General features: G+C 59.0%; 21 protein-coding genes. 9 read left to right on the top strand and 12 right to left on the bottom strand.

Features of this window, described 5'->3' with window-relative positions; genetic code table 11:
* Positions 1 to 67 precede the first annotated feature (67 nt).
* Complete coding sequence (locus tag Q1K31_RS01205) at positions 68 to 730, top strand: glutathione S-transferase (RefSeq protein WP_300375843.1); 663 nt, start codon at positions 68 to 70, stop codon at positions 728 to 730.
* Between the two features lie 15 nt (positions 731 to 745).
* On the opposite strand, the gene bfr is transcribed toward Q1K31_RS01205, so the two are convergent.
* Both bfr and Q1K31_RS01195 read right to left on the bottom strand, forming a co-directional pair.
* Complete coding sequence (gene bfr / locus Q1K31_RS01200) at positions 746 to 1,237, bottom strand: bacterioferritin (RefSeq protein WP_300375841.1); 492 nt, start codon at positions 1,235 to 1,237, stop codon at positions 746 to 748.
* Between the two features lie 196 nt (positions 1,238 to 1,433).
* Positions 1,434 to 1,634, bottom strand: coding sequence for a bacterioferritin-associated ferredoxin (locus Q1K31_RS01195; RefSeq protein WP_300375839.1), 201 nt, complete (start codon positions 1,632 to 1,634; stop codon positions 1,434 to 1,436).
* A gap of 193 nt (positions 1,635 to 1,827) precedes the next feature.
* Between Q1K31_RS01195 and Q1K31_RS01190 the strand changes: the two genes are divergently transcribed.
* On the top strand, positions 1,828 to 3,414 hold the full coding sequence (locus Q1K31_RS01190) for a lysine--tRNA ligase (RefSeq protein WP_300375837.1): 1,587 nt from the start codon (positions 1,828 to 1,830) through the stop codon (positions 3,412 to 3,414).
* A gap of 500 nt (positions 3,415 to 3,914) precedes the next feature.
* On the opposite strand, the gene Q1K31_RS01185 is transcribed toward Q1K31_RS01190, so the two are convergent.
* On the bottom strand, positions 3,915 to 7,373 hold the full coding sequence (locus tag Q1K31_RS01185; protein ID WP_300375835.1) for an indolepyruvate ferredoxin oxidoreductase family protein: 3,459 nt from the start codon (positions 7,371 to 7,373) through the stop codon (positions 3,915 to 3,917).
* Between the two features lie 130 nt (positions 7,374 to 7,503).
* Between Q1K31_RS01185 and Q1K31_RS01180 the strand changes: the two genes are divergently transcribed.
* The gene (locus tag Q1K31_RS01180; protein WP_300375833.1) at positions 7,504 to 7,998 is read left to right on the top strand and encodes an Lrp/AsnC family transcriptional regulator; all 495 of its coding nucleotides are present in this window, start codon (positions 7,504 to 7,506) and stop codon (positions 7,996 to 7,998) included.
* Between the two features lie 29 nt (positions 7,999 to 8,027).
* Complete coding sequence (locus tag Q1K31_RS01175) at positions 8,028 to 9,140, top strand: serine hydrolase (RefSeq protein WP_300375831.1); 1,113 nt, start codon at positions 8,028 to 8,030, stop codon at positions 9,138 to 9,140.
* 1 nt (position 9,141) lies between these two features.
* Here the strand turns inward: Q1K31_RS01175 and Q1K31_RS01170 are convergent, their stop codons facing one another.
* Entirely contained in the window at positions 9,142 to 10,206 is a 1,065-nt protein-coding gene (locus Q1K31_RS01170) for a DUF2332 domain-containing protein (RefSeq protein WP_300375829.1), read from the bottom strand.
* Between the two features lie 11 nt (positions 10,207 to 10,217).
* Positions 10,218 to 11,396 (bottom strand): thiolase family protein, encoded by a 1,179-nt coding sequence (locus Q1K31_RS01165; protein ID WP_300375826.1) that lies wholly within the window; start codon positions 11,394 to 11,396, stop codon positions 10,218 to 10,220.
* 189 nt (positions 11,397 to 11,585) lie between these two features.
* On the opposite strand from Q1K31_RS01165, the gene Q1K31_RS01160 reads away from it, so the two are divergent.
* The 4 genes from Q1K31_RS01160 to Q1K31_RS01145 all read left to right on the top strand — a co-directional run bounded on the left by Q1K31_RS01160 (position 11,586) and on the right by Q1K31_RS01145 (position 15,223).
* Complete coding sequence (locus tag Q1K31_RS01160; RefSeq protein ID WP_300375824.1) at positions 11,586 to 12,722, top strand: zinc-binding dehydrogenase; 1,137 nt, start codon at positions 11,586 to 11,588, stop codon at positions 12,720 to 12,722.
* Positions 12,723 to 12,844: 122 nt separating this feature from the next.
* Complete coding sequence (locus Q1K31_RS01155; protein ID WP_300375822.1) at positions 12,845 to 13,147, top strand: PepSY domain-containing protein; 303 nt, start codon at positions 12,845 to 12,847, stop codon at positions 13,145 to 13,147.
* Between the two features lie 68 nt (positions 13,148 to 13,215).
* Positions 13,216 to 13,896 (top strand): response regulator transcription factor, encoded by a 681-nt coding sequence (locus Q1K31_RS01150; RefSeq protein ID WP_300375820.1) that lies wholly within the window; start codon positions 13,216 to 13,218, stop codon positions 13,894 to 13,896.
* Positions 13,889 to 15,223, top strand: a complete 1,335-nt coding sequence (locus Q1K31_RS01145) for a HAMP domain-containing sensor histidine kinase (protein WP_300375818.1) — start codon at positions 13,889 to 13,891, stop codon at positions 15,221 to 15,223. Before Q1K31_RS01150 ends, Q1K31_RS01145 begins: the two co-directional genes overlap by 8 nt.
* Here the strand turns inward: Q1K31_RS01145 and Q1K31_RS01140 are convergent.
* Together Q1K31_RS01140 and Q1K31_RS01135 are read right to left on the bottom strand one after the other, a co-directional pair.
* Positions 15,218 to 15,607, bottom strand: coding sequence for a hypothetical protein (locus Q1K31_RS01140; protein ID WP_300375816.1), 390 nt, complete (start codon positions 15,605 to 15,607; stop codon positions 15,218 to 15,220). The genes Q1K31_RS01145 and Q1K31_RS01140 overlap by 6 nt on opposite strands.
* Before the next feature lie 80 nt (positions 15,608 to 15,687).
* Entirely contained in the window at positions 15,688 to 17,460 is a 1,773-nt protein-coding gene (locus tag Q1K31_RS01135; RefSeq protein ID WP_300375814.1) for a hypothetical protein, read from the bottom strand.
* A 274-nt stretch (positions 17,461 to 17,734) separates the two neighbouring features.
* Here Q1K31_RS01135 and Q1K31_RS01130 point away from each other — a divergent pair, with 274 nt between their 5' ends.
* Positions 17,735 to 18,049, top strand: a complete 315-nt coding sequence (locus Q1K31_RS01130; protein ID WP_300375812.1) for a response regulator transcription factor — start codon at positions 17,735 to 17,737, stop codon at positions 18,047 to 18,049.
* 20 nt (positions 18,050 to 18,069) lie between these two features.
* On the opposite strand, the gene Q1K31_RS01125 is transcribed toward Q1K31_RS01130, so the two are convergent.
* The 5 genes from Q1K31_RS01125 to Q1K31_RS01105 form a co-directional block, all read right to left on the bottom strand.
* The gene (locus Q1K31_RS01125; RefSeq protein WP_300375810.1) at positions 18,070 to 18,438 is read right to left on the bottom strand and encodes a DUF1801 domain-containing protein; all 369 of its coding nucleotides are present in this window, start codon (positions 18,436 to 18,438) and stop codon (positions 18,070 to 18,072) included.
* A gap of 161 nt (positions 18,439 to 18,599) precedes the next feature.
* Positions 18,600 to 20,786 (bottom strand): M13 family metallopeptidase, encoded by a 2,187-nt coding sequence (locus Q1K31_RS01120; protein ID WP_300375808.1) that lies wholly within the window; start codon positions 20,784 to 20,786, stop codon positions 18,600 to 18,602.
* Positions 20,787 to 20,869: 83 nt separating this feature from the next.
* Positions 20,870 to 24,085 carry an efflux RND transporter permease subunit gene (locus Q1K31_RS01115; protein ID WP_300375806.1) on the bottom strand — a complete coding sequence of 1,072 codons (3,216 nt, stop codon included), beginning with the start codon at positions 24,083 to 24,085 and terminating at the stop codon, positions 20,870 to 20,872.
* A complete protein-coding gene (locus Q1K31_RS01110; RefSeq protein WP_300375804.1) occupies positions 24,082 to 25,356 on the bottom strand; it encodes an efflux RND transporter periplasmic adaptor subunit in 1,275 nt (424 codons plus the stop codon). Before Q1K31_RS01110 ends, Q1K31_RS01115 begins: the two co-directional genes overlap by 4 nt.
* Before the next feature lie 13 nt (positions 25,357 to 25,369).
* Positions 25,370 to 26,794 (bottom strand): efflux transporter outer membrane subunit, encoded by a 1,425-nt coding sequence (locus tag Q1K31_RS01105; protein ID WP_300375802.1) that lies wholly within the window; start codon positions 26,792 to 26,794, stop codon positions 25,370 to 25,372.
* Between the last annotated feature and the right edge of the window lie 134 nt (positions 26,795 to 26,928).

Here is a 26,928-nt window from a genome sequence, read left to right as displayed (position 1 = left end):
AAGGCGAGTACTTTTCACCCGCGTGAGAAGACCTAGGTCTAGCAGACAGGCCAGAAGGAGACATCCATTGATCAAGATCCACCACCTCGAACATTCACGTTCTCAGCGTATCCTCTGGCTTCTGGAAGAACTCTCCATCCCTTACGAGATCGTGCATTACAGCCGGGATCCGGAAACGATGCTGGCCCCGGACTCGCTACGTGAAGTCCATCCGCTCGGCAAATCTCCTGTCCTGGAAGAAGATGGCATCATCGTCGCGGAAACCGGTGCGATCATCGAATATGTCATAGAGCAACATGGCGGCGGTCACCTCAAACCCCCGCCCGGCAGCGCAGAAGCGCGCGCCTGGACCTACTGGATGCATTATGCCGAAGGCTCAGCCATGACCCCGCTTCTCATGAAGCTGGTGTTCCAGCGTCTGCCCCAGAACGCCAATCCGCTTATGCGCCCGCTGGTCAAGGGGATTGCCTCGAAAGCCGAAGAGGGCTTCGTCGATCCACGCCTGAAGGAGCATATCCATTTCTGGGACTCTTCGCTGGCGCAAACAGGATGGTTCGCTGGCAGCACATTCTCCGCGGCCGACATCATCATGAGCTTTCCGCTTGAAGCGGCTGCCGACCGGGCCGGGGCTGACAAGTATGCCAACATCACGGCCTTTCTTGAGCGCATCCATGCGCGGCCAGCCTATCAGGCAGCCCTGAAAAAAGGCGGGCCCTACGCCTACGCGTAAGGGCCCTGACCCTGTTTAAGCCGGGTCCCCTGTTTCGTTCGGACTGGACTGGAGCTGGGTATAGTTCTGGATACCGATACGCTCGATCAGCTCGAACTGGGTTTCCAGATAATCGATATGCTCTTCCTCGCTGGCGAGAATCTTGCCGAACAGGTCGCGGCTGACATAATCGCGCACGCTCTCGGCATATTTCATGGCATCGCGCAGCTCCGGTACGGCCTCTTCTTCAAGCTGAAGGTCAGCCTTGAGAATTTCCTCGACACTCTCGCCAATCTTGAGCTTGCCGAGATCCTGAAGGTTTGGCAGCCCGCCAAGAAACAGGACGCGCTGGATGAGCCAGTCGGCATGCTCCATCTCTTCGATGGATTCTTCGTACTCATGCTTGCCGAGCACCGTCACGCCCCAGTCCATCAGCATGCGTGAATGCAGGAAGTACTGGTTGATCGCCGTCAGCTCGTTCTTGAGGCAGGCATTCAGGTATTCAATGATCTTGGGATCGCCTTTCATGGCGGCCTCCTTAATTACGTCATTCAACAGGTATGCTCTGAAAATAGCACGAAATTGACGATTCTCAAGGAAAAAATCCTGTAAAAACAGATGCTTATGATAGTGAGAAGCAATTGCACACCATACAGAGGGGCGCCCGGGTCAGCCAGACGCCTGTATTCCTGAAGGTTTTTTGTAGAGTAAGGTGCGCTTGGCGCTATTCTGCGGCGACGAGGCCCGGCTCGGGCGGCATGGCGTCCATCGTTTCCGAGATCATTTCGCCCATGGCTGTACGGCAGCGGCCACAATTGAACTCGCAGCCATGATGCGCTTGCACGGCTTCAGGGCTGCGGGCCCCGGCCTCAATGGCGGCTTGTACGCCTGCCTCATTAATACGCCTGCAAATGCAAATGATCATGGTTCTCAATTAAGCCACATGCGAATGATTGTCAATCACGCTTATCAGAAAAGCCTATTACCGGAATAAAAGCATTTGATCGGACAGAATTTTTTTCTGCCGTTCCGCACAGGCGTGTTGCAGCCCCAGCTTGACCGCGTCTTCCGGCCCTTCTACCTCCCCACACGACCCCATACCCAGTGACGGAGAGATCATGAGCGCGTTATCCACCCATGCCGAAAGTGCAAAGGCCTGGCCCTTTGAACAGGCACGCGCCCTGCTCAAACGTCTTGAGAATCTGGAAAAGGCCGGCACCCCCAAGGAAGGCCCCATCACCTTCGAGACCGGCTATGGCCCCTCCGGCCTGCCGCATATTGGCACGTTCGGCGAAGTCGTCCGCACGACCATGGTGCGCCACGCATTCGAAGTCCTGACCGACGGCAAGTACGAAACACGGCTGATCTGTGTGTCCGATGATATGGACGGGATGCGGAAGGTCCCCTCCACCGTGCCAAATCCAGCCGAGCTTGAACCCTATCTGCAACAGCCGCTGACGGCCGTCCCAGACCCGTTCGGCACCCATGACAGTTATGGCGCGCACATGAATTCGCGCCTGATCGGCTTTCTCGACAGTTTCGGCTTCCAGTACGAGTTCAAGTCGGCCACCAAACTCTACAAGTCCGGAGCGTTCGACGCCGCTCTTCTGCGCGCGCTGGAAAAGTTCGACGAGATCATGGCCGTGATGCTGCCGACACTGGGCGCTGAACGCCAGGCAACCTATTCGCCCTTCCTTCCCATATCACCAACCACGGGCCGGGTTCTTTACGTGCCGATGAAGGCGACCAATCCGGAAGACGGCACCATTACCTTCGAGGATGAGGACGGCTCCGATGTCACCCTGCCTGTCACGGGCGGCAATGTGAAACTGCAATGGAAGCCGGACTTCGGCATGCGCTGGGCCGCGCTCGGCGTCGATTTCGAGATGTTCGGCAAGGACCACCAGGACAATGCGCCGATCTACTCCAAGATCTGCCAGATCCTTGGAAGCCGCCCGCCACAGCAATATGTCTATGAGCTGTTCCTGGACGACAAGGGCGAGAAGATTTCCAAGACCAAGGGCAATGGTATCTCGGTCGAGGACTGGCTGGCCTATGCCCCGCAGGAGAGCCTGTCGCTGTTCCAGTTCCAGAAACCACGCGCGGCCAAGAAGCTCTATTTCGACGTCATCCCGAAAGCGGTCGATGAGTATCTGACTTTCCTGTCCAAATTTCCGGACGAAGAACCGGCCCGACAGATCGAGAATCCGGTCTGGCATATCCATCTCGGCAATCCGCCGGCAGGCACCACGCCGGTCTCTTTTGCACTGCTTCTGAACCTTGTCAGCGCAGCGAATGCCGAAACGAAGGAGCAGCTCTGGGGCTTCATCTCACGCTACGCGCCAGAGGCGAGCCCGGATAGCCATCCGCTCCTGGATGATCTCGCCGGATACGCGATCCGGTACTATGAGGACTTCGTGAAACCGACGAAGACCTATCGCGCACCGGATGAGAAAGAACGCAAGGCATTGGAAGACTTCACAAACCGCCTGCGCAACTGGCAAGGCGAAGCCAACGCGGAAGAGCTTCAGAACCTCACCTTCGAGATCGGCAAGACGCACGAGTTCGAGAACCTGCGCGACTGGTTCAAGGCCCTCTATGAAGTCCTGCTCGGCCAGAGCCAGGGCCCACGCTTTGGCGGTTTTGCTGCACTCTACGGCGTAGATGAAACGGCCCAGCTGATCGAGGACGCGCTGGCGCGATAGATTATCGCCACAGGTAAACTCGACCTGTATTCATTTGCAGACCGTAGTATGCACCACAGCGAAAAGCACTAGAGCCTTTAGCGTTACGCCCCGGAAAATCATGTAAGGTCACACTAGGTTCAGGTGCCTCTATTACAGCGGCAGGCGACTTGATAGGACACTGCCATCCAAGCTTCTCGACCATACTAAAACTCAGCATCTGGGATGACGTATCCAGATCATGTACTTCACGAATATCAAAAGCTGTGTCTGGCAACCATTCTGGTATCCAACCGCGCCGGACTGCCCCGTCATCAATCGCAGCTTGCCGTGTCTGGTATTGCGCTCGCAAATGCTCGTCACACGCTGCGCATAGGACTAGCAAAGTAACTGGAAAGAATAATCTGGCGCGCTTCATGGCCTTGGAAATCTCATGAAATAGCGTGGCATAAATCAGGCAACAGACAAAAAAAAGACCCCGTCGGTTTCCCGGCGGGGTCAGTTGCGAGGAGGAGTAGTGACTACTCCGCAGCGATCAGTGTCTGCTTCTTGGCGGGCATGCCGCCCTGCGGCCAGTTCTGCCAGAGCTCTTCTTCATGAGCCTCGGCGGCCTCCACAGAAGCATCCTTCACATGGCCATAGCCGCGAATCTCGTCCGGAATGGACGCAATAGCGACAGCCAGTTCATGGTTCTTGGAATTCAGCCCGTCAGCGAGCTTCAGCACCTTGTCGAGATATTCGTCCCGTATACGGCGCTCCATCTTGCGTTCGGCGGTCAGACCAAACGGGTCGGCCCAAGTGCCCCGCAGGAACTTGAAGTGCTTCATCAGGCTGAAAGCGGTCTTCATCCACGGGCCAAAGGTCTTCTTCATCAGATGGCCGTTGGCGTCCTTCTTGGAAAGGACCGGCGGAGCCATGTGATACTTCACCTTGCCACCATGGAACGTCTCGCGGAGCTTCTTCTCGAAGCTGCCATCGGTATAGAGACGGGCCACCTCATACTCGTCCTTATAGGCCATGACCTTGTAGGCAAACCTGGCAACCGCCGTCGTCAGTCCTTCACCGAGCCCAGCCTTCTCTTCCGCCGCGCGGACCTTCGCGACAATATCGCGATACTGCTCGGCATAGGCAGCGTTCTGATAGCCCGTCAGGCGCTCTGAACGGTTCTCGATGATTTCATCCAGCGTCTGTGGTTTGACATCACCGCGCGGGTCGGAGGTCTGCTCAAGGCGCTCGGGCTCAGCCGCAGCAAGGCGGCCAACATCGAAGGCCTTCATGTTCTCCTCGATCTTCACGCCATTGAGCTTGATCGCACGATAGAGCCCACGAAGCGTGACCGGGAGGTGCCCTTTCTGCCAGGCATACCCGACCATGATCATGTTGGTGTAGATCGCATCATTGAGATAGGCGATTGCGAGGGCCTCGGCATCGAGTGCGCCGAAATCCTTTGCCTGGCGCTTCACACGCGCAGACAGCATCTGGCTCTCGAACGTCTTCGACCGATCACGGATGAATTCGCTCGTTGGCGTCACGTCCGCGTTTGCCGAGGCAACCGTGCGGCCGACATCCATGAGACCGAGAGCGTCGCCACCAGCAGCCACGACAAGGTCACAGGCAATGATCGCGTCGGCAGACGCCGGTGGCACGCGGCCCGTGGAAATCATCTCCGGCTCCTTGGCGAAGCGCAGGTGCGAAAGCACCGGGCCGCCCTTCTGAGCGAGCCCTGTCATGTCGAGACTTGAAGAGGCGTTGCCATCGACGTGTGCGGCCATGGCCAGCACGGCGGCCACTGTAGTGACACCCGTACCGCCGACACCGGTGAACAGCACGTTCCACGGCTCGGCAATGGGCGGCAGGTCAGGCAGCGGAAGGCCAGAAGCATCAACATCGAGACCCGGCTCGTCTTCAGCGGCAAAGTGCGCATCAGTGATGGTCACAAAGCTCGGGCAGAAGCCGCGCAGGCAGGACAGGTCGGTATTGCACGAAGACTGGTTGATCCGGCGCTTGCGGCCGAGCTCGGTCTCGACCGGCTCGACGGAGAGACAGTTGGACTTCACCGAACAGTCGCCGCAGCCCTCACAGACTTCCTGGTTGATCATCACACGCTGGCGATCGGGCTTGCGCAGACCGCGCTTGGACCGGCGGCGCTTCTCGGTCGCACAGATCTGGTCATAGATGAGAACGGAGACACCGGGCGTATCGCGCAGCATCTTCTGCACCTCATCCATTTCCTCACGGTCATAGATGCGGATCGAGCGCGGCAGCCCTTTCACATTGGCGTAGCGTGTCGGATCCTCTGTCACGATCACGATCTTGGTCACGCCTTCAGCTTCGACCTGTTGGGCAATGTTCACCGGCGTCTGCCCCGATTCCACAATCTGCCCGCCCGTCATGGCGACGGCGTCATTATAGAGGATCTTGTAGGTCATGTTCGCCCCGGACGTGACCGCCGCACGGATGGCCAGCAGGCCGGAGTGCGAATAGGTGCCGTCGCCCAGATTGACGAACATGTGGTCTTCCTCGGTCGCGAAGTACTGGCCAAGCCAGGCAACACCCTCGCCACCCATCTGGCTGGTCATGTCGGTGTTCCGGTCCGGCATGAAGTTCGCCATGTAGTGACAGCCAATACCGGCCAGGGCCCGGGAGCCCTCCGGAACGACCGTGGATGTGTTATGCGGACAGCCCGAACAGTAGTGTGGCGACCGCACGGTGGGTGAAGCATTTGACCTGGCAGCCTCACCGGCTGCACCAACGCGCTTGAAATACTGTTCTGCCGTTGAAGTGTCCCAGCCCCCCGGCACGCGGTGCATCAGCGCATCGGCCATTTCCGGGACAGGGATGGAGCCGACCTGGCTCAGCAGGGGTTTACCTTCCTTGTCGCGCTTGCCTTCAATATATGGGCGCTGGTCATCCGGTAGGCTGTAGAGAGCCGCCCGAAGCTGCTCCTCGATAAGCGGGCGCTTGTGCTCGACAACGAGTACACGTTCCAGCCCCTGGCAGAAATTGCGGATGGCGCTCTGCTCCAGCGGCCACGGCATCGCAACCTTGAAGACACTGATCCCAAGACGTCCGGCCTCTTCCGGTGTCAGGCCGATGGCAGCCAGCGCCTCGAAAATGTCGCGGGCGGCCTGACCTGTCGTGATGATCCCGACACGCGGCTTCGGCGATGGCACGATAACATGGTCGAGCCCGTTGGCCCGCACCCAGGCCTGCGCGGCTGGCAGCTTGATGTTGCGCAGGCGGCGTTCCTTGTCCAGCGGATTGTCGCCACGGCGCATGTGAACGCCATCTTCGGGAAATTCGAAATCCGGCGTGATCAGGTTGAAACGGTCCAGCGTCACATCGACGACAGCCCCGGAATCCATCGTATCGGCGAGCGCGATCAGCGCAGACCAGCAACCGGAGAACCGGCTCATCGCCCAGCCATGAACGCCATAATCGAGCACATCCTGGATCGAGGCGGGGTTCAGGACCGGGATTTCCGCGTCCGCCATCGCATATTCCGATTGCGACGGTAGCGTGGACGACTTGCACATATGGTCGTCGCCACAGATCGCGACCACGCCGCCCAGCCGGGAGGAGCCGGCAGCGTTGGCGTGCTTGAAGGCATCGCCCGTACGGTCAACGCCCGGTGCCTTGCCGTACCAGATACCGAACAGGCCATCACGCTGAGCGCCAGGAAACAGGCCGAGCTGCTGAGAACCCCAGACGGCTGTTGCACCAAGGTCCTCGTTCAGCCCTTCCCAGAATTCGATATCATGCTTGTCCAGCCACTTCTGTGCAGCACGCAGCTGCTGGTCGTAGCCGCCCAGCGGCGAACCGCGATAACCGGAAATGAAGCCTGCCGTATTATGCCCGGCGGCCATATCGAGGCGCTTCTGGTCAAGTGGCAGGCGCACGAGCGCCTGGATGCCAGTCATGTAGGCATGGCCCTCGACAAGATCGTATTTATCGTTCAGCGTTACTTCGCGATGTTCCAAGGAACAGACTCCTTAAAGACAGTTTGTCTATATTTTTTGCATTTTTTCGTGAAAATGCTTGCCTATCTTGCGCTCTCTGGCATAAGAAGGGGCAAAATGTTCTAATTATTGCGCCATATGGAGCCAAAGATTGCCTCAGACGCTGGACGCCATCGACGCCAAAATTCTCGACCTGATCCAGAAGGACGCGGCCCTCTCGGTCGCTGACATTGCAGACCGTGTCGGCCTGTCCTCATCGCCATGCTGGCGCCGCATCAAGCGCATGGAGGAAGCCGGCATTATTCAGGGCCGGGTCACCCTGCTTGACCGTGAAACACTCGGCCTGGGCTTCGAAGTCGTCGCCAGCGTCAAACTGGCCCTTCCCAGCAAGGAAAACCTCAGCAAGTTCGAGGACCTCGTACGCAAGTGGCCGGAAGTGCTGGAATGCATGACCGTCACCGGCGCTGTCGATTATGTCATCCGTATCACCACCACCGACATGCATTCCTACGACGCCTTCTTGAGAGAGAAACTCCTGGGCTCTGGCCTGGTTTCAGATGTTCAGTCACGCATTGTCATCAATGTCGCCAAACGCACGACCGCCCTGCCACTCGGCCTGGTCAGCGATTACGTGCCGGCGAGCTAGAGACTGCTCCCCGGCAGGAGTATGCCTTCATGTTCCGATCGCTTGGTATGTCCCTGTTCACAGCCGCGCTGGCACTGCAGGCAGCCGCGCAGCCGGTTGATGAAACCTGGCTGGACGAGAATGTTTCCGCTCTTCAGGAAACCCACAACCTGTTTGCACTGGGCGCTGCCGTCGCAACTGTCGGGCAGGCGCCGGTCGTTGCCGTCTCGGGTGTTACTGCCAAGGGAAGCGAAACGCCAGTTGATGCCAGCAATGCCTGGCATATCGGGTCCAACACCAAGGCCCTGACCGCCCTGCTCTATGCCCGCCTGGTTGAGGATGGTCTGGCTGAATGGGGCGCAACCCTAGCAGAGCTGTTTCCGGAACTCGCGGAAGATATGGATCCCTCCTGGCAGGACACCACGATCGAGGACCTGTTCGCCCACCGATCAGGGCTCGGGCAGGTCGGGCCGGTCTGGCTGATCTCGCGGCGCAGCGACAGCGCGGCCCTGCCTGACCAGAGGTATGAGACCACGCGCGACCGCCTCACCAGTCCGCCCAAGGGCGAACCGGGCGCGTTCGAGTACAGCAATCTGAACTACATCGTCGCCGGGGCAGCGATTGAGCGCCTTCTCGAAATCAGCTGGGAGAAGGCAATCCGGGCTTATATCTTTGAAGCCGAGGAAAGCAAATGGCGGGAGGGCTGGGGATTCGGTCCCCCACAGGACGGCCTTGAAGGCCACAAACAGTCGCTCTTTGGCTCTCGTACAGCCTCCGGTGCTGGCGCGGGAGCGGACAATCCGCAAGCTCTCGGCCCGGCTGGCACCCTGCATGCCCGCATGGAAAGCCATGCCCGGCTATTGCTCGAATTCATCAACGAAGACAGCGCCTTCATTACACCGGCCATGCGTGAGCACCTTCTCTCGACATGGCCGGACGACACTGCCAGCTATGCCATGGGCTGGGGCGTTACTGAAAATGAATCCCTCGGCCGGGTCTACGGGCATAACGGCTCGAATACGATGTGGCTTTCCAGCGTGGAACTTGCCCCTGAGGCCGAAGCAGTCATCATCGTCAATGCAACTGAATATACAGACGCCTCCAGGGAGGCCGTGCGTGAGCTGATGGACCGGATTGAAGAACATTTACAGCCCGTCGAATAGCTCACCCCGGATCCACGCGTGTCACATGCCCATTGGAACTATTGAGAATCCGCGCCTCACCGCCCGGCCAGGTCTGCAACCGCGTCAGCATCTTCGGTGACTGCCTGTCGCCTCCGAAAAGCGCTTCTGATTCATAACAGAGCCAGGCAATCGGAGCTGCCTCGGTTGCACTGGCCCCCGCATCCGCGATCATCGACATGATCGAGCCGATAACCTCACGCGGTGGATAGATCAGAAAGACCGAGTGATAAATCACCGTCAGCCCTTGCTGGGGGCGTTGCTCCAGCTTTTGGCCCAGCCACTCCAGAGCATCCGCTTTCTCAACCTTGATGCCAGTCTCTTGCGCCAGACGCATCGCCGCGTCGAGACGCTCAAGACGTTCTGCCTGGTCGGCCCATGTATAGCATTTCAGGCGCAGCGCCTGTTTCGGGTCGGACAGGTCGAAAGGCGACAGATCGCAGGCTGCGCGGCTGGCGACAGCGGGACTGGCATCGAGATGTCCGGGCACATCAGTCTGCCAGTCGGTGCGGATAACCACATCGCTTGAACCTGCCCGTGACCAGCTTTGGGTCTCGTATCCATACCGGTCCCAGTTCTGGTTGAGGCCCGCACTCGCGCCAAGCTCCAGAAGGTGCATTGGCATGTCATGGCAGGCTGCCAGTTCGAGAAAGCCTGGCAAGAGTGCGATGCAACGCCGGGTCTCATTGGTTTGCGGCGGGCTCTGGATGAACTGGCGCACCCATCCATCATTGGCGGCCAGCCAGGCGCGTGCATGCGGCCAGATGCGCGCAGACGACCAGTCAGCGCGCTGGGCCGGATATTCACGCCCAAGCTCCGGTGCCTTTCCTGACAGCACGGCATAGTGCAACGCCCCAGCCAGGCGCAGCGCGAGTGCATCCTTGCGGGGGTTTGTCGGCCAGTCAGACGTAAGGCTGGCGATGATGCCGCCAGCCTCGAAATCGTCTGCGAAAGCAAGACAGAGGTCTGCTGTCAGGGGTGAACCGAGGGTACGGCACCAATCTGCCTGTTCGCGGAAATGCGCCGGAACGGCTGTTTCACCCAGCACAGCACAAACGCCTAGAAACGCTCCACGCACATGGCGATGCCCTCACCGCCACCAATGCAGAGCGAGGCAACGCCCTTCTTCACATCGCGGTCTTCCATCGCACCAAGGAGCGTGACGAGGATGCGCGCGCCGGATGCCCCGATCGGATGACCCATGGCACAGGCCCCGCCATGTACGTTGACGATGTCATGCGACAGGCCAAACTCCTTCATCGCGATCATCGGCACGACGGCGAACGCTTCGTTGATCTCCCAGAGATCGACATCGCCCTTGTCCCAGCCAGCCTTTTCCAGCGCTTTCTTCATCGCTGGCACAGGCGCAGTGGTGAAGTATTTCGGCTCATGGGCATGGCTGGACGAAGAAATGATCTTCGCGATCGGTTTCAGGCCGCGCTTTTCGGCTTCGGACTGCTTCATCAGCACCAGAGCGGCCGCACCGTCGGAAATCGCGGACGCGTTGGCGGCAGTTACCGTGCCATCCTTGCTGAAGGCCGGCTTGAGTTGCGGGATCTTGTCCGGACGGGCTGTACGCGGAAGTTCATCTGTATCGACCGTGACATCGCCCTTGCGCGTTTTCATCGTGACCGGCGTGATCTCGCGCTTGAACTTGCCATCTTCCGTCGCCTTCTGGGCACGGCTCAGCGTCTCGATAGCATAGGCATCCTGCTGCTCGCGGGTAAACTGGTATTCCTGCGCGATCATGTCGGCGAAAACGCCCATCGCCTTGTTCTCATAGGCATCCTCGAGCCCGTCGAGCGCCATGTGGTCCTTCATGCCGGCATGGCCGTACTTATGCCCTTTCCGCAGGTCCACCAGATGCGGCGCATTTGTCATGGATTCCATACCGCCGGACACCACCACGGAGGCATTGCCGGACTGGATAGCATTCCAGCCCATAACGGCAGCCTGAAGGCCCGAGCCGCACATCTTGTTAATGGTCGTGGCTTCGGTGCCCTGGTCGAGCCCGGCCTTGATCCCGGCCTGGCGTGCAGGCGCCTGCCCCTGCCCTGCCGGCAGGCAGTTGCCCATGATGATCTCGTTGACTTCATCGGGCTTCAGTTTGGCTTCCTCGGCAGCGGCCTTGACCGCAATCGCCCCGAGCTCATTTGCCGACATTCCTGCGAGATCGCCCAGGAGCCCCCCCATCGGAGTGCGCGACATACCAACGATAACGACGGGATCTTCAGCCATTTCTATCTCCTGGAGCTGTTCTCATTGTGCGTGTGCGAAGATGTGCGCTCCAGATGCCGGAGCGTCAAGCCTTTCCCCCTTCCGGCAGGCCATGGGGGTAAGTAATCCTCACTTGTCGATGACGGTTCTTGCGCCCGGGCCGGACAGCCCTTTATGAAGATAGCGAATTACACTGAAAGGGAGAGAAATATGGCTGCAAGTGTTCCGGATACCGGCCTGCAACTGCGTTCACTGGTCAAGGAAAGTGGAGAGCTTGAACTCTCCCTTGCCGAGGTAGATATCCCCCAGCCTGGCGATGACGACATCCTCATCCAGGTCAAAGCCACGCCGATCAACCCGTCCGACCTTGGCCTGCTTGTCGGCGCAGCCGACCTCTCGACCGCCCGCGCCACCGGAACTGCAGACCGCCCGGCCATTACAGCAGATATCCCGAAAGCGGGCATGCGTGCCATGGCTGCCCGCCTCGGCCAGTCCCTGCCGGTTGGCAATGAAGGCGCCGGCACAGTTGTCGCAGCGGGCAAGTCCCCCGCCGCACAAGCTCTTGTCGGCAAGAAGGTGACCGGACTTGGCGGCGAGTTCTACGGCCAGTACCGGATGCTCAACGTCGCACAGGTCATGGAGCTTCCCGAAGGCGTGAGTGCGCGCGACGGGGCGTCCTGCTTCGTCAACCCGCTGACCGCGCTTTCCATGCCCGAAACCATGCGTATGGAAGGTCACAAGGCCCTTATTCATACCGCTGCGGCGTCCAATCTGGGGCAGATGCTCAACAAGATCTGCATCGCCGATGGAGTCGATCTTGTGAACATCGTACGCAAGCCCGAACAGGAAAAAATCCTGCGTGAGATCGGGGCCAAACATATCGTGAATTCGACCAGCGACCGTTTCATGGAAGAGCTGATCGACAAACTGGTAGAGACCAAGGCCACTGTCGCCTTCGACGCGATTGGCGGCGGTCCGCTCGCCGGCCAGATTCTCACTGCGATGGAAGCTGCCGCCAGCAAGGGACAGGAATTCAGCCGATATGGCTCTGCCGATCCCAAGCAGGTCTACATCTATGGCCGGCTCGACCTCAGCCCGACGACCATTCCGCCGGGCGTCGGCATGGCCTGGGGCGCCAGTGGCTACCTTCTGACCTACTTCCTGCAGAAGATTGGCGCCGAAGGCCGTGCACGGCTTCGCAAGCGGGTCATGGATGAGCTCAAGACAACCTTTGCCAGCCATTACACCGCCGAGATCTCACTTCGCGATGCGCTCGATCCGGAGACGATCAAAGCCTACAATGAGAAAAAGACTGGCGAAAAATATCTCATCAACCCAAGTCTCTAGGTCTTAGCCCAGCAAGATTGGGAAATTGTATAGTAGGGGCAACCTTGCCGCCATGTGCCCTGTGTCAGGACGATAATCGCCAGTTCAGAACTGGTGAGCGAAACCTGACACAGGAGACACAAATGAAACTTGCAGCTCGTAGCGCTATTGCCGCCCTTCTGATCGGCGGAACCGCAACCGCAGGTCTTGCCGTTGCTGATGTGGAGGATGCCAAGGCCCTCGGCGAAGCCCAGATCAGCCTGACCGATGCCATTACAGCAGCCGAAGCCCACACCAACGGGCAAGCCTATGAGGCCCAGATCGAAGACGACTCTTTCTCTCCCGAGTTTGAAGTCGGCATAGTCGCCAATCAGAAGACTTATGAAGTCCGGGTTGACGGTAACACGGGCGAAGTCATTGATTCCCGCGAAGACCACGACGACTAGACCCCGCCGAAGGTCGTAACCTGCCCCGTTGCTTCAACAGTAACGGGGCATCTTGCCGGAGGGCTCTGATGCGCCTGCTTCTTGTCGAGGATGACCGTGACACGGCTGACTATATCATTCGCGGCTTCCGTGAAGCGGGCGATGTCGTAGATCATGCCGCTGACGGACGTGACGGGCTAATGCTTGCAACAGACTCTACCTATGACGCGTTGATCATAGACAGGATGCTCCCGCAGACAGACGGGCTGAAACTTCTGACCATGTTACGCGCGGGCGGCAATGAGATCCCGGCCATATTCCTGACAGCCGTTGACGGCATAGAAGACCGTGTAGAGGGGCTGGAGGTCGCGGAAGACTATCTGGTAAAGCCCTTCGCCTTTGCTGAACTCAAGGCGCGCGTGGGCGTGCTCGTCCGCAGCACCCGCTCTGCCGGCACGACAACAGACACCAGCCTGCAGACCGGCGACCTGCAAATGGATAGGCTTAAACGCTCCGTCACACGCGCGGGTAAACAGATAGACCTTCAGCCAACAGAGTTCCGCCTGCTTGAATACCTGATGCGCAACAAGGGGAAGGTCGTCACCCGTACGATGCTTCTTGAAAATGTCTGGGACTTCAACTTCGATCCGAGAACAAACATCGTGGAAACTCATATCAGCCGTCTTCGATCCAAGATCGATCGCGGTGCGGATGCTGAGCTCATAAAAACTATCCGTGGGGCCGGCTACATGATCGACGATCATGAATAGGCTTTTCAAATCGACAGGTGTGCGCCTTACCCTGCTGGCCGCTGGCGTCTTTATCGCTGGTATGCTGGCCATCAATCTTCTGGTCTATTTCAATGTGCGAGACGACATGGAGGACCAGCTGCGTGACCAAGTCTCCGCCGAAACGCGACAGCTGCTAGGTGACTACAGAGACGATGGCATTGACGAGCTTCGTCATGACATCAGTGAACGCCTGGAACGCAATCCCGGTGCTCGTCTGCAATATACGCTTCAGAATCCGGCAGGCGTGACCCTTTTCGACAGGTTCGCAACCGGCAGCGAACCAGGGTGGAGCCGCGTGCGCCGCGATGGTGCCGGCGACCTCATCCTTCTGACCACGCCTCTCGAAGATGGATATTGGCTCGGAATAGCTGCCGACACACGAAGTATCCGCGAGACGACAGCCGCGCTTCGACACACAATGCTCTTCGTGACCTTGCCCATTATACTCTTGGGCATCATCTCCGGCGCACTCGTAAGCAGGCGTTTTCTGCGGCGCGTCGAACGGCTGAAACGCACTGCAGACCAGGTCGGACAGGGTGAACTTTCCGCGCGAATGCAGACAACTGGCAGTGGTGACGAGTTCGACGGGCTCGCCATCACCATCAACCGGATGCTTGATCGCATTGAAGGCCTTGTTCATGACATGCGTCACGTCTCGACCAATATCGCACACGACATGAGAACTCCGCTGGGCCGTTTGCGCCAGCGTCTGGAAGACATTGCACGGCAACAGCTTGATCATGGTACTCGCACCCGCATTGAAGAAGCGATTGTCTTGCTTGACGAAACTCTGGGGACATTTGCGTCCTTGCTGCGGATAGCCGAACTCGATAGTGGCCAGGCTGCCTTGCAATATAAACCTGTCGCGCTGGAGAAATTGCTGTCGGAGATCGTGACAGCCTATGAACCCGCTGCCACCGAATGCCATCAACACCTTAAACTCAAGGATACGAAGCCCGCTACAATACCGGGAGATCGACAGCTGCTTGCGCAACTTATCTCCAACCTGATCGAGAATGCGATGACGCATAATGGAGCCGGCACGCATATCGAATTGTCTTGTGGATCAGAAAATGGCCAGCCGGTCATGGTAGTCCGCGATGATGGGACGGGCATACCACCAAACGAGTGGGAGAATGTTCTCAAGCCCTTTCACCGCCTCGACAAGAGCCGAACCAGCCGGGGTAGCGGCCTCGGCCTGAGCCTGGCGGCGAGTATCGCGGCACGCCACGAAGCCAGCCTCGCTCTATCGGATAGCAGGCCCGGCCTGACCGTTACTGTACGGTTCCCGGCGGAGACGTCATGAACGGTCTGAACTCTCTTCCCGTATCGTGATCCGTATCAGCCCGAGCGTTGCGCTCGTCACCTCGAATGTATCACCCGGCGCCATGCCCTCTGGATAGTAGGCACAGGTCTCAAGCGGTGAAAGGCTGGATGAAGTACACATCCGCGCTTCCTGCTTGAGACGCCAGTTACCAGAAAACGTGACGCCGGAAACTTCCCCGCTATAGGTCCCGTCCTCCCGGTAGGTAATCGGAATGGAGTGGCCTTGCGAATTGAGAATGACGCCATGCCGGATTACCGCCTGCAATGTATCATTCGGATTGATATCCTGGGCAGACGCAGTGCCCCCCGTCCATATGGGGAGCAATAAGGCTGTCAGGGCGGTCAGGATGAAATGTTTGCGCATCTTCAGGCTTTTCAGAGTCCAGTCCTATGGGGCACGTCACAGGCCCTTCGCAATATCACGCAATAAGGCTTCTTATCCACCTATACGGGCGGCTCCACCGTCTCGGCCATCTCATAATATATACGCGTGATCTCCTCACCAGTGGGGGATCGCTCACAACGCCGTGTTATGGCTTCTACGGCATAGTGATGTACGTCGAGGTCCGGCCATGAGCGCTTCTGGGCCTCCACCATGGAAATTGCAGCGTCAGGTTCTCCGGCCTGAACGAGGGCTGCGGCAAGCCGATAGGTCGTTTCAGGTGTTCTGAATATGCGGTCGGCGGCCCGTGCATGCTCGATCGCTGCCCCATTATCCCCGTTGTTGAGATAGGACTGCGCAAGCCAGGCCTGTGTGACCCAGCGCACAGGATTGTCCGCTGACAGACTCTCATCATATGCAGCGAGTCTAGCGATGGCTTCCTCAGGCACCTCCCGGCACGTGTAGGGAGACATGTAGACAAGGAACCGCGCAAGCGGATGGCTCCTGTCGAGCTCGAGCACCCGCCCCATGATTTCCTGTGACTGCTCAATATTCCCCATGTGCCAGTAGTGAATTCCGGCATTGAACAGGGCGTCCGGATCCTGCGGAGAAAGGTCCAGTGCCTGCTCGGCATGGAAGCTCGCCGACGCGCGCTGTTCAGGCGTATCACGTTCAGGCAGAAGATTGGCAAGATAGGCGTATTTGTCGGCAAGGACGGAGTGTGCGGGCCCAAAACCGGGTTTGACCTCAAGCGCGCGTTCAGCGAGTTCGGCCCGCTCGGCTTCCCAGGCCTGGCTGTTGACAGCCGATCCGGGCGACCATGTAGCCCTCAGATACAGTTCCCAGGCCGACTGGCGCGCTGTCGGCTTCAGGGCGATCGCCTGCTTGGCTGCCGCGACGAGTTGCGGGCGCAGCTCTGCGGCAAGCGCGAGCACGATCTCATCCTGGATATCGAAGACATCCTCATCATTGCGATCATATACGTCCGCCCAGATCGTCTTTTCCGTCCTGGTATTGGAGAGCTGGATCTGGACGCGATAATGAGACCCCACATGCTGCAGGTTTCCCTCAAGCACATAGTCGGCTTTCAGTGCTTCACCTATTGCCGCCAGCCTCTCATCCCTGTCCCCGTCAACAGATGCCGCAGCCGCAGGCGAACTGATATCAAGCGCAGGGATACGTGTAAGCGTACTGACAAGTTCGCTGCTGATCCCCTCGGCAACAAATCCGGCCTGCCCGTGATCATTGCTTGTTTTCAGCGGCAGGATAGCAAGACTGATCCGGTCGCTCACAGCCCCTGCGGCCTCATTGTCGGCACGGCCTGGCAAAGGATTGAATACCGAATAGCTGACAGTCACCGCGAGCAGGACAACAGCAGCGAGCACAGCGAACCAGAACCGGTCAGGCAGAGCCGGCCGGCCGCCTCCGGGCAGCTCAGTGGCTTGATCAGTCTTTATCTTTGCCGTTTCGGGAGGCGTCTCCAGGTGGGGCTCTGGTGGGCTCTGGCGGAGATGCAGGACCGGCCTGTACTGTCCTTTCGGTATTTCCAGGTGAACAGGGTCATTCACGCCGTCGCTCAGGTAATAGCTTTCAAGTAAACGCCGCAGGCGTCCTGTCTGTACCCTGACGATGGAATCACTGGATGGGTCGAAATCCGCTGGCCTGCCGAATACATCAACGCCAATCGAATAGCCTTTGATATTCTCGGCCTCGCCACGCAGCTCGGCCCTGACGAGATACACCAGGAGCTCACTCATCCGCGGCGATCCGGCAAACCGGTGATTGGAGAGGATGCGCGCTAATTGCGTCTCGACCTGATCACGATCCGGATACATCCACCCCTGCCCTCTCAGGTGTCACGCATTTGCGTGAGAACACTTTCGTGAATGTAACGTATTTAAGGGACAATCGGAAAACGATTTTGCATGCTGACAAGACAATACCCTGTATCTTATAAAGAATATTCTCAACACGCCGATGTTACATTTTGCCTGTCCGGCGACTGAATCCATGTAACGGTATGAAACTCCCGCGCGCGCTCAAAGACCTCTAACTTTCGGGCAGATATCCTGAGATGTCTCTCATGACCCAAGAAGGAAGCGGATAAGTTTGACTCGCATCACCTCCTCCATGACGACGTCCGGGGCCCGCCGGATCGGCCGCTTCGAATACGCTCCGAGCCGGCAGCTCGTGCCTGGCGATCTCGGTCTTTCCGAACGCGAGATAGAGACACTGAATCTGATTCTTGAAGAGCTGCCGCTCCGTCAGATCGCCGAACGCATGGAGCTGTCTCTCCATACCGTCGATACGTTCAAACGACGCCTTTTCGAGAAGCTTGGCGTCAACACGCTGGCCGGTGCTGCCGTAATCGCCACAGCCTATCTGGCTGGCATGGCGCTTCAGCCGCTGGACAACGCCGCCTGACAGCCAACCGGGCCGTGACGTTACCGGACCTTGACCGGCGCCGTCTGGTCGAGCTGTACCGCCCGGTCGATGATATCGATGAGCTCGTCGTCTATGTCACTGACTGCGCGAACCTTCACGTGGCGCAAAGCCTTGCCACTTCCCTCGATACGGCCGAAATACTGATCAGCGAGCCGGGCGCCAGACCATAACTGAAGATTACAGTGCCGCCCGTGCGCGACCACGGAAACCACCCGCTCGGTCCCCAGCCAGCATGGCACACCCCAGGCCAGTGTCGCCTTAAGAGCAGGTCCCTGCCTGTGCACCGCCTCGCTTAAAGCAATTGCAACGGACTTCATCGGGTCATCGAGTTTGTCGAAATACGCCTGCACAGCATTTGGAAATGGCATCGTCCAACCCTCATCAAGCAACCCAGGACGGGATCAAACACCAGGAAGGGCGGGTCTGTGAAGACTGATAAACGGGTTTTTATAATCCGCATGCGGTTTGCTGAATGAAAAAAGGGCAGGTTTGCACCTGCCCTTTCCATCCGAACCATTGCGATTCAAGACTACCAGATACGGATACGCTCTTCATCAGGAAGATAGAGCTCATCCTCCTGAGTAACGTTGAACGCCTCATACCATTCGTCAAAGTTGCGTACGACGCCGTTCACACGGAACTCCGGCGGGGAGTGTGGATCTGTAAGCAGCTGGTTACGCTTTGCCTCGTCGCGGTATTTCGCCCGCCAGACCTGCGCCCAGGCCATGAAGAAGCGCTGATCGCCTGTCAGCCCGTCAATGACCGGGGCCTCGTCACCATTCAGGGACAACTGGTAGGCGCGATAGGCCAGCGAGAGACCGCCGAGATCGCCGATATTCTCGCCCAGCGTCAGACGGCCATTCACGCAAGGCTCGCCTTCGCCAAGCGGGCAGTACTCGTTGTACTGTTCGGCAAGCCCGTCGCCGAGCTCCTTGAAGGCAGCCAGGTCTTCCTCGGTCCACCAGTTCGACAGCACACCGTCGCCGTCATACTTCGACCCCTGATCGTCAAAACCGTGGCCCATCTCGTGACCGATCACGCCGCCAATAGCCCCGTAATTCACAGCCGGGTCGGCCGAGGCGTTGAAGAAGGGCGGCTGAAGGATCGCAGCCGGGAAGACAATCTCGTTGAAGCTCGGATTGTAATAGGCATTCACCGTCTGCGGCGTCATGAACCACTCATCCCGGTCCGGTTCCTCATTGAGCCGGTCGAGATTGTCCTGAAGCTGCCAGGCCGCAGCATTCATTGCGTTCTGGAAGGCATTGTCCGAAACGGTCAGGCCATCATAGCTCTCGAACTCGTCAGGATAGCCGATCTTCGGGTTGAACTTGTCGAGCTTTTCTTCCGCCTTGATGCGCGTTTCCGGGCTCATCCATTCCAGGTCGGCGAGATTGGCCCGCATGGCCGTGCGCAGATTGGCAACAAGCGCATCCATCTTGGCCTTGCTCTCCGGCGGGAAATAGCGGTCGACATAGACCTTGCCCATTGCTTCACCAAGCGCCCCTTCGACAGCTGAAACCGCGCGCTTCCAGCGCGGGCGCTGTTCAGGCTGGCCGTTCAGCACCGTGCCGTAGAAAGCGAAATCGGCATCATCGATTTCCTTCGGAAGGACAGAAGAAAAATTGCTGATCAGGTGCGCCTTGAGATAGGCTTTCCACGTCTCGAGCTCAGCCAAATTGGCCAGTTCGAAAGCCGCAGGCAGACCAGCGCCCAGCTTGCCGAGATCTTCCTGCGAAAGGCCGACCGCAGCAATCTCTTCCTGGGTTGGCGGCAGTTCGGAAACGATGAATTCCGCTTCGCCATCGACACCCAGCTGCGAAAGAGCTGCGGCAAGCGGGAACGCACCTGCAATATCCTCAAGCTCGCTGCGTGTGATCTTGTTGTAGGTCAGTTCCGGGTTGCGGCTCAGTGCCCGGTCCCAGTCGAGCCTGGCAAGCTCGGTCTCAAGCGCGAGCACATCACTGGCACGCGCGCCCGCATCCTCATAACCGGCCTGTGTCAGCATGAAGGTAAGGAAATCCAGATACTTTGCGCGGATATCCTCGGATTTCTCATCATCCTTGAGGTAATACTCGCGGTCAGGAAGGCCGAGTCCGCCCACCGACATCTGGAAGACGTAGTCATCGGGGTTCTTGTCATCGACCCAGACAAACCCGTTCACAGGCGAGGAAAAACCAGGCTTCATGAACGTTCTGGCGAGGTCATCACGGCTGTCGATCGCATCGATTTCAGCCAGATAGGGTTGCAGCGGAGAAAGCCCGGCCGCTTCAATGCTGTCTGTATCCATGAAAGCATTGTAGAAGGCTGCCACCTTGCCTTCGGAGGTGTCCGTGGGCGGTGTCTCTGCTGCCAGGTCCTCGATGATGAACTTCTTCTGCTGCTCGGACTTTTCGCGCAGCAGGTCGAATGCGCCATAGCGTACCTTGTCGGCCGGCAGTTCGAACTCATCGAACCAGTCGCCGTTCACGTACATGAAAAAATTGTCGCCCGGGTCGACATCCCGGTCCATGACGCTGGTATCAATGCCCCACTCGCCCCAATAGTCCGGCGATGTCGTCTCGACCATACGGTCAGGCTTGGCGGGAGACGACGAAGCCATCTCCGATTGTGCGGCTGAAGCCTGCGCGTCGGCGGAAGGTGTCGTGGCCTCATCGGTCGCTGTGGCACACGCACTCAGCAACGCAATCGCCGCTGTACCGGCAAGAAGTTTTTTCATCTGGGTCTCCTCATAGATTTTGAATGCGTTATCGCACGCCGGATCAGAATATCCACCCGGGAAACTGTCGCATCTCTGGAAGTTTATTCCGCAGGCTGCGGGCGCGCGCCCCGGCTTGTACCGATCAGCTCTTCCTCATCGATATGGACATCGCCTTCATAGCTTTCACCAATCCTGCGATAGGGCAGCCCGCCCCATGTCCAGCGGAAAATCCGGCCAACCTCGCAACCCACCGCGTAAAGCGCCGGGACCATCAGCAGGGAGACGAACAGGGCAAAGGCTACGGCCGAGCCGAGCGAGACCACCATGGGTTTGAGGAACTGTGCCTGCACCGACTTCTGCGCAATCATCGGCAGGATACCGACAAAGGTCGTGACTGATGTCAGGAGCACGGGTCTGAAGCGCGACACACCGGCATCGACAATGGCCTGCAGCGCCCCTGCGCCCTCTGCTCGCCGCCGGTTGATATAATCGACCAGGACAAGGTTGTCGTTGATGACAACACCCGCTGCCGCGCCGATCCCGAACATGGAGAACAGTGCCATGGGCACGCCGAACGCGACATGCCCGAAGGCTGCGCCGGCAAACCCGAACGGGATCGCCATCATGAGAAGGATCGGCTGGGAATAGGACTGGAAGGCAATCGCGAGCAATATGTACATCAGCACGAATGCGATCACGTAAAGCCGGACAATGTCCTGGAAGAACTCCTGCTCAGATTCGGCTTCGCCAACCGCGCCGCGGGTAACCTGCGGGTATTTCTTGGCGAATTCCGGCCAGAAGTTCTGCTCCATGTCAGCCGTGATGATGCCGCGCGTCCCATCACCCACCAGGTCGGCGAAGACAGTAACAGAGCGCATCCGCTCGCGCCGCAGGATACGGTTGATACCCGGCTCGAATGAAAGCTCAGCCACCTGGGTCAGCGGAATCGCGCGTCCGTCGGGCGTACGGATTCGCAGGTCCTGAAGACTGTCGAGAGACCGCCGGTCCTTTTCGGGATAGCGCACCATGACCCGCACATCCTCGCCGTCACGCGGCAGGCGCTGGGCCTCGATACCGTAATAGGCCGCCCGCACCTGTGAAGTAATGTCGCTGAGCGTGATGCCCATGGTCGTGGCACCGGGCTTCAGGTCGATACGGACCTCTTCAGCCGCCGAGGAAAGATTGTCCCCGATGTCATAGGTCTGTTCATAGGTCGCCAGTTGCGCCTTCACTTCCTCGGCAGCCTGGCGCAACAGGTCGAGATCATCATGATTGATCGCAAACCGGATCGAGTTGTCGGAATCATTGATCGTGTAGGAGAAGTTCACTTCTTCTGCGTCGGGAACATCCCCGAACGCGGTACGGACCTCGTCCGTGATCATCTTGGTGCTGACACCTGTCGGGCGGTCCTCAGCCGGCATGAGGCCGATCCATGACTGGACCTCACCTTCGGAAGCGACGATGGAAATACTGGCGATCAGGGACTCGTCGAGATCCGGATAACGATCTGCCAACACCTCGCGGGCATCTTCGACAGCGAAGCGAAGCTGGTCACGCACATCCAGGGACCGTGACTGCGGAGAGCCGTCCGGCAGATCGACCTCGACCCGGATCAGGTCGCCCTCGATATCGGGCATGACCCGCATTGGCAGGATACCTGTGGTCAGAAGCATTACGGCCCAGACAAAGGTCGATGTGAAGACCGCAAGCGTGACATAGCGGTATTTGACAGCCATCTCGAGCACAGGCTTGTAGATCCTGTGGGCGAAGGTCAGCAGGCTGTCGGCAATCGTCTGTTGCAGCTTCAGCAGCTTGCCGGCCGGGCCATCAAACCGCTGCGGCCCCATATGCGACAGGTGCGCCGGCAGAATGAGCATGGACTCAATGAGCGAGAAGGTCAGCGCCGCGATGACGACAAACGAGATCTGCTGGGTGAACTGACGCTCCGGACCGGGAAGGAACATCCACGGCGCGAACATGATCATCGTCGTGATGACGCCGAACATCACCGGCTTGAGCATCAGCTGGGTCCCGATGGTGGCCGCGTCGAGGCCCTTGCGTCGCCCGCTCTCGACCTCCTTGTGAATATTCTCGCCGACGATGATCGCATCATCGACAACCACACCAATCACAAGAAGCACAGCGAACAGGGACAGGAAGTTCAGCGAAACACCAAACAGTGGCAGGATCAGCATCCCCCCGGCAAAGGCGGTCCCGATACCGATCGTGACCCAGAAGGCGACGACCGGACGCAGGAAGAGGATGAGAATGATCAGAACAAGGATCATGCCCTGGGTCGCCGCCGAGCTGATCGTGTTCATCCGCCCCTTGTAGACTTCCGAATCGTCAAACAGCAGGTCGAGCCTGATCCCCTGTGGCAGCGCATCCGGGCCATTCCCGCTATTGGCGCGCTCCATGTAATCCTGAATGGCATCGGAATAGGCAACAATGTCCATGACTTCCGGCTGACGGACCATGATGAAGGCTGTCGGCTCGCCGTCGAATGTCGCATCCATCTCTGCGTCAACAAAGCCGTCCACGACCTCAGCCACATCGCGTATCCGGATTGTGCCGCCATCGAGCGTCTCACGCACGACGATGTTGCCGAACTCTTCTCGTGTGTCGGCGAGTTGGCGCGCCTGGAGGGCGACTGTGCCGGTATCGGTGCGAACCGTTCCACCGGATGAGTTCAGGGAAGAACTGCGCACCGCATTGGCGACTTCCGCAAAGGTCAGGTTGTAGCGGCGCAAGGCCTCTTCTGAGACCTCGATCGAGACTTCCTCATCCAGAGTGCCCTGCACCTGCGCAAGCTCGCCACCTTCGATCAGGGCAATCTCGTCACGGACCTCATCGGCATAGTATTTCAGCGTCTGCCGGTCGACATTCCCGTGTAGGGCCAGGCCCATATAGGTATTGTTGGCGCGCCAGCGCGTGACCTGCGGCGGAAAACTCGATTGCGGCAGGTTGGAAATCGTATCGACACGCCGCTTCACCTCGTCGACAAACTCGTCGACGTCGACATCGAGATTGGTCTCAAGATTGACATATCCCACGCCTTCACGGGCCGTGCCCGTCATGCGCTTCAGACCGTCAATATCGGCGACCACTTCCTCAAGCCGGACAACGATCTGTTCCTCGACATCCTGCGGAGATGCACCGGGCCAGGCAATCGAAACGCTTGCCCCGTTGAAGTCTGCTGCGGGAAAGGCCTCTTTCTCAAGGCTCAGAAATCCGAACGCACCGCCTACGAAGGCGACAATCATGAGCAGGTTGGCTGCAATGCTGTTGCGCGCCCACCAGGCGACTAGTCCGTTCATTGGGAGGCCCCCTCAAGCTCGCCCGCCGCGAGTGCTGCGGTATCGTCATCGGCGTCTTCATCATCGGCACCCGGACGCGGGGTACGCGGCTCCAGCGATCCGTCAGGCATACGTTCAACAACCTGGATATTCATGCCGTCAAAAGCGGCCTGGATGGGCGAGACAATCGCCAGTTCATCAGGCTCGACCCCCTCGCGGACATAAGCACCATCACTATTGCTGAAGACGAGGTCGACAGTCCGGATGTCCAGTTTCCCGGCCGGCCCGTCACCGATAAAGACCTGGTTGACACCGCGCAGCGCAGCACGCGGTATCCTGACGACATTCTCAAGCGACTGCCCCTCGATCGCGGCGCTCACGAAGAGGCCCGGCGCCATCGGCGCGCCATCATCCGAGCCCTCGCCATACGGGTCTTCCAGCTCTGCAATCACATTGATCAGCCGTGTCTGCGGATTGAGTGCAGCCGATGTCCGTTTCACCCGGCCCTGCCATTCACGCGGCTTGCCGCCAACATTGGCCCTGAAGGTGACTTCGGGACCAGGATTGTCAGCCGTCTCCGCAAAAGCGAGCGGCAGGCCGACCCTGCCCAGGTCCTCATCCGACAATGGCAGCGAAACCTCGACCACATCGGTCGCGAAAATCGTCCCGAGCGACTGGCCTGGGCTGACATATTGACCAATATCGACAACCTGCTCGCGCACACGGCCAGAGAAGGGCGCCGTCACGGCCGTACGGTCCAGCGCAAGACGGGCATCGGCAAGTTGCGCCTTGGCAGATTCCAGATTGGCCTGTGCTTCAGCAAGCTGTGGTTCGCGGCGGGCCAGCGGGCTCGCATCCTCGATTTCAAGCTCTTCAAGGTCCTGCCGGGCGATATCGGCTTCCGCCTGCTCACGCGCCAGGGCCTGCTCGGCAGACGCCACGGCAGACCGGGCACGCACAACGGCCAGCTCATAATCCGCCGACTCCAGTCTTACGAGCACCTGACCATTCCTGATAAAGCCCCCATCGACAAAGTCCGGTGAGACAAAGGAAATCCGGCCGGAGATCTGCGGCGCAACGACGATCTGGCGTTTCGGGCGGACTTCGCCCTGCGCATTCACCGATAGCTGGAGATCGGTCTGTTCGGCAGCTTCCGCGAAAACAGAGAGGCCGCGCGGTTCCTCTTCAGCCTTTTCGACAGGCGGCTCGAACAGCTTCATGATCCCGAAGCCGCCAGCCACCAGGCCAACAAGGACAAGTACGGGAAGGAGGAGCGCTATGATACGTTTCATGGGAGGTCTCTTCTCAGGGCGCTATTATATCAGAAATTTCGGAGCCCGGCTCTCCCGGAATCCCGCCCCCAATAGCCAGATGGAAGGCGATACGGTTTGACACGCGTGCTGAGCGTGCGGCGATGAGTGTGCTTTCGGCGTTAAGTCTGCGGGTCTGGGCATCGACCAGGTTGAAGATCGTGATCAGGCCATTGGAATACTGTCGTGTGGCCAGCTCTTCAGCCTCAACTGCCTCGTCCAGGGCCCGCTGCTGGGCTTCGACCTGCCGGGCAAGCCACCGGTCGGCGGCAATCGCATCCTCGGTCTCCCGCCAGGCGACCAGGACATTGGCCGCATAGCCGGAAAGTGCGGCCTCCGCATCTGCAATCGCAGCATCGCGGTCTGCACGCAACGCACCGCCATTGAAGACGGGCTGGGCCAGCGATGCAATTGCATTGGCAGCAATACGGGTCGGATCCAGAACATCGCCCAGATCGGTTTCATTCGTATTGGCGGAGGCTGTCAGTGTCAGGCTCGGCAAAAGCGCGAGCCGCGCCTGCTCAGCCCTCAAGCCCGCCGCCCTTACCCGCGCTTCAGCCGCAGCAACGTCCGGACGGCGAGACAGCAGCATCACGGGCGTGCCCGCGTCCCGGATCGGGGCAAGATCCGGCAATACGCCAGGTGCCTCGATCTCATTAGCCGGATACCGGCCAACAAGTATTTCCAGGCGCCGCACGGCATTGCCACGCGCCTGGCGCCGCGAAGCGACAGATGCCTCAGCGGTTGCAAGCGCACTGCGGGCAAGACGCACATCAAGCGCTTCGGTCAGGCCACGGGCCAGCCGGCGTTCGGTCAGTTTCAGAACACGCTCACGCGCTTCAACCGTCTGGACGGCGACGGTTTCCTGCGCGACCGCCTCATTCAGGTCCGTCCAAGCAATCGCGGTCTGGGCGGCCAGTGAAAGCCGTGCCGAATCATAATCGGCCCGTGTGGCGGCCAGCGTTGCTTCGGCCGCCTCTATGCCCTTGCCGATGCGGCCCCAGAGGTCAGCCGTCCAGGAAGCATCCGCACCCAGGCTGTAAGTCGGGTCGGTAAAGCGTTCATCGAGCGCTTCGTTATAGGTTGTCGCAACACCGGCCGATCCCCCCGCCGTTACGTTTGGCAGGGAGCGGCCATAAACACCGCGTGCCTGTGCACGCGCGGACTGCACGGTGAAGTACTGTCCTCGCAGATCGGGATTGGCCTGCAGGGTTTCAGCAACAAGGGCCTCCATGGCAGGATCGTTGAACTGGGCCAGCCAGTCGCCTTCGGGTGCCTCACCCGTTACACCGGCAGCCGCCCAGCTTTCCGGTGCCTCCGGGGCGACCGGAAACACCGCGACCGGCTCTCCCGCCATGTCTGACAGATTGGCACACCCGGTCAGCGCCAGCGCTCCAAATATCAGCCATGCCTTTTTCATGCAGTCCTCATACATTTCGAGCTTTGGCTCTAGGAGGCGACTACTCGACTGTCAACAAAAAATTATTGAATTTCGATAACCTCTTGCAATCGTTGCATTTGCAACACAATGGTATTGAGATTTCGTACATCTTG

Origin of the sequence: Henriciella sp., assembly GCF_029936995.1 — a bacterium.
GTDB lineage: Bacteria > Pseudomonadota > Alphaproteobacteria > Caulobacterales > Hyphomonadaceae > Henriciella.
Note: the sequence above shows the minus strand (reverse complement) of the source record. Positions and strands in the feature narration are given on the sequence as shown.

What these genes read in the sequence shown, in the direction of transcription:
- Q1K31_RS01105 (WP_300375802.1), bottom strand. Translation starts at nt 26,794, where the DNA reads ATGAAAAAGGCATGGCTGATATTTGGAGCGCTGGCGCTGACCGGGTGT.
- Q1K31_RS01140 (WP_300375816.1), bottom strand. Translation starts at nt 15,607, where the DNA reads ATGCGCAAACATTTCATCCTGACCGCCCTGACAGCCTTATTGCTCCCC.
- Q1K31_RS01175 (WP_300375831.1), top strand. Translation starts at nt 8,028, where the DNA reads ATGTTCCGATCGCTTGGTATGTCCCTGTTCACAGCCGCGCTGGCACTG.
- Q1K31_RS01125 (WP_300375810.1), bottom strand. Translation starts at nt 18,438, where the DNA reads ATGCCATTTCCAAATGCTGTGCAGGCGTATTTCGACAAACTCGATGAC.
- Q1K31_RS01135 (WP_300375814.1), bottom strand. Translation starts at nt 17,460, where the DNA reads ATGTATCCGGATCGTGATCAGGTCGAGACGCAATTAGCGCGCATCCTC.
- Q1K31_RS01155 (WP_300375822.1), top strand. Translation starts at nt 12,845, where the DNA reads ATGAAACTTGCAGCTCGTAGCGCTATTGCCGCCCTTCTGATCGGCGGA.
- Q1K31_RS01190 (WP_300375837.1), top strand. Translation starts at nt 1,828, where the DNA reads ATGAGCGCGTTATCCACCCATGCCGAAAGTGCAAAGGCCTGGCCCTTT.
- Q1K31_RS01145 (WP_300375818.1), top strand. Translation starts at nt 13,889, where the DNA reads ATGAATAGGCTTTTCAAATCGACAGGTGTGCGCCTTACCCTGCTGGCC.
- Q1K31_RS01160 (WP_300375824.1), top strand. Translation starts at nt 11,586, where the DNA reads ATGGCTGCAAGTGTTCCGGATACCGGCCTGCAACTGCGTTCACTGGTC.
- Q1K31_RS01150 (WP_300375820.1), top strand. Translation starts at nt 13,216, where the DNA reads ATGCGCCTGCTTCTTGTCGAGGATGACCGTGACACGGCTGACTATATC.
- bfr (WP_300375841.1), bottom strand. Translation starts at nt 1,237, where the DNA reads ATGAAAGGCGATCCCAAGATCATTGAATACCTGAATGCCTGCCTCAAG.
- Q1K31_RS01110 (WP_300375804.1), bottom strand. Translation starts at nt 25,356, where the DNA reads ATGAAACGTATCATAGCGCTCCTCCTTCCCGTACTTGTCCTTGTTGGC.
- Q1K31_RS01120 (WP_300375808.1), bottom strand. Translation starts at nt 20,786, where the DNA reads ATGAAAAAACTTCTTGCCGGTACAGCGGCGATTGCGTTGCTGAGTGCG.
- Q1K31_RS01165 (WP_300375826.1), bottom strand. Translation starts at nt 11,396, where the DNA reads ATGGCTGAAGATCCCGTCGTTATCGTTGGTATGTCGCGCACTCCGATG.
- Q1K31_RS01195 (WP_300375839.1), bottom strand. Translation starts at nt 1,634, where the DNA reads ATGATCATTTGCATTTGCAGGCGTATTAATGAGGCAGGCGTACAAGCC.
- Q1K31_RS01115 (WP_300375806.1), bottom strand. Translation starts at nt 24,085, where the DNA reads ATGAACGGACTAGTCGCCTGGTGGGCGCGCAACAGCATTGCAGCCAAC.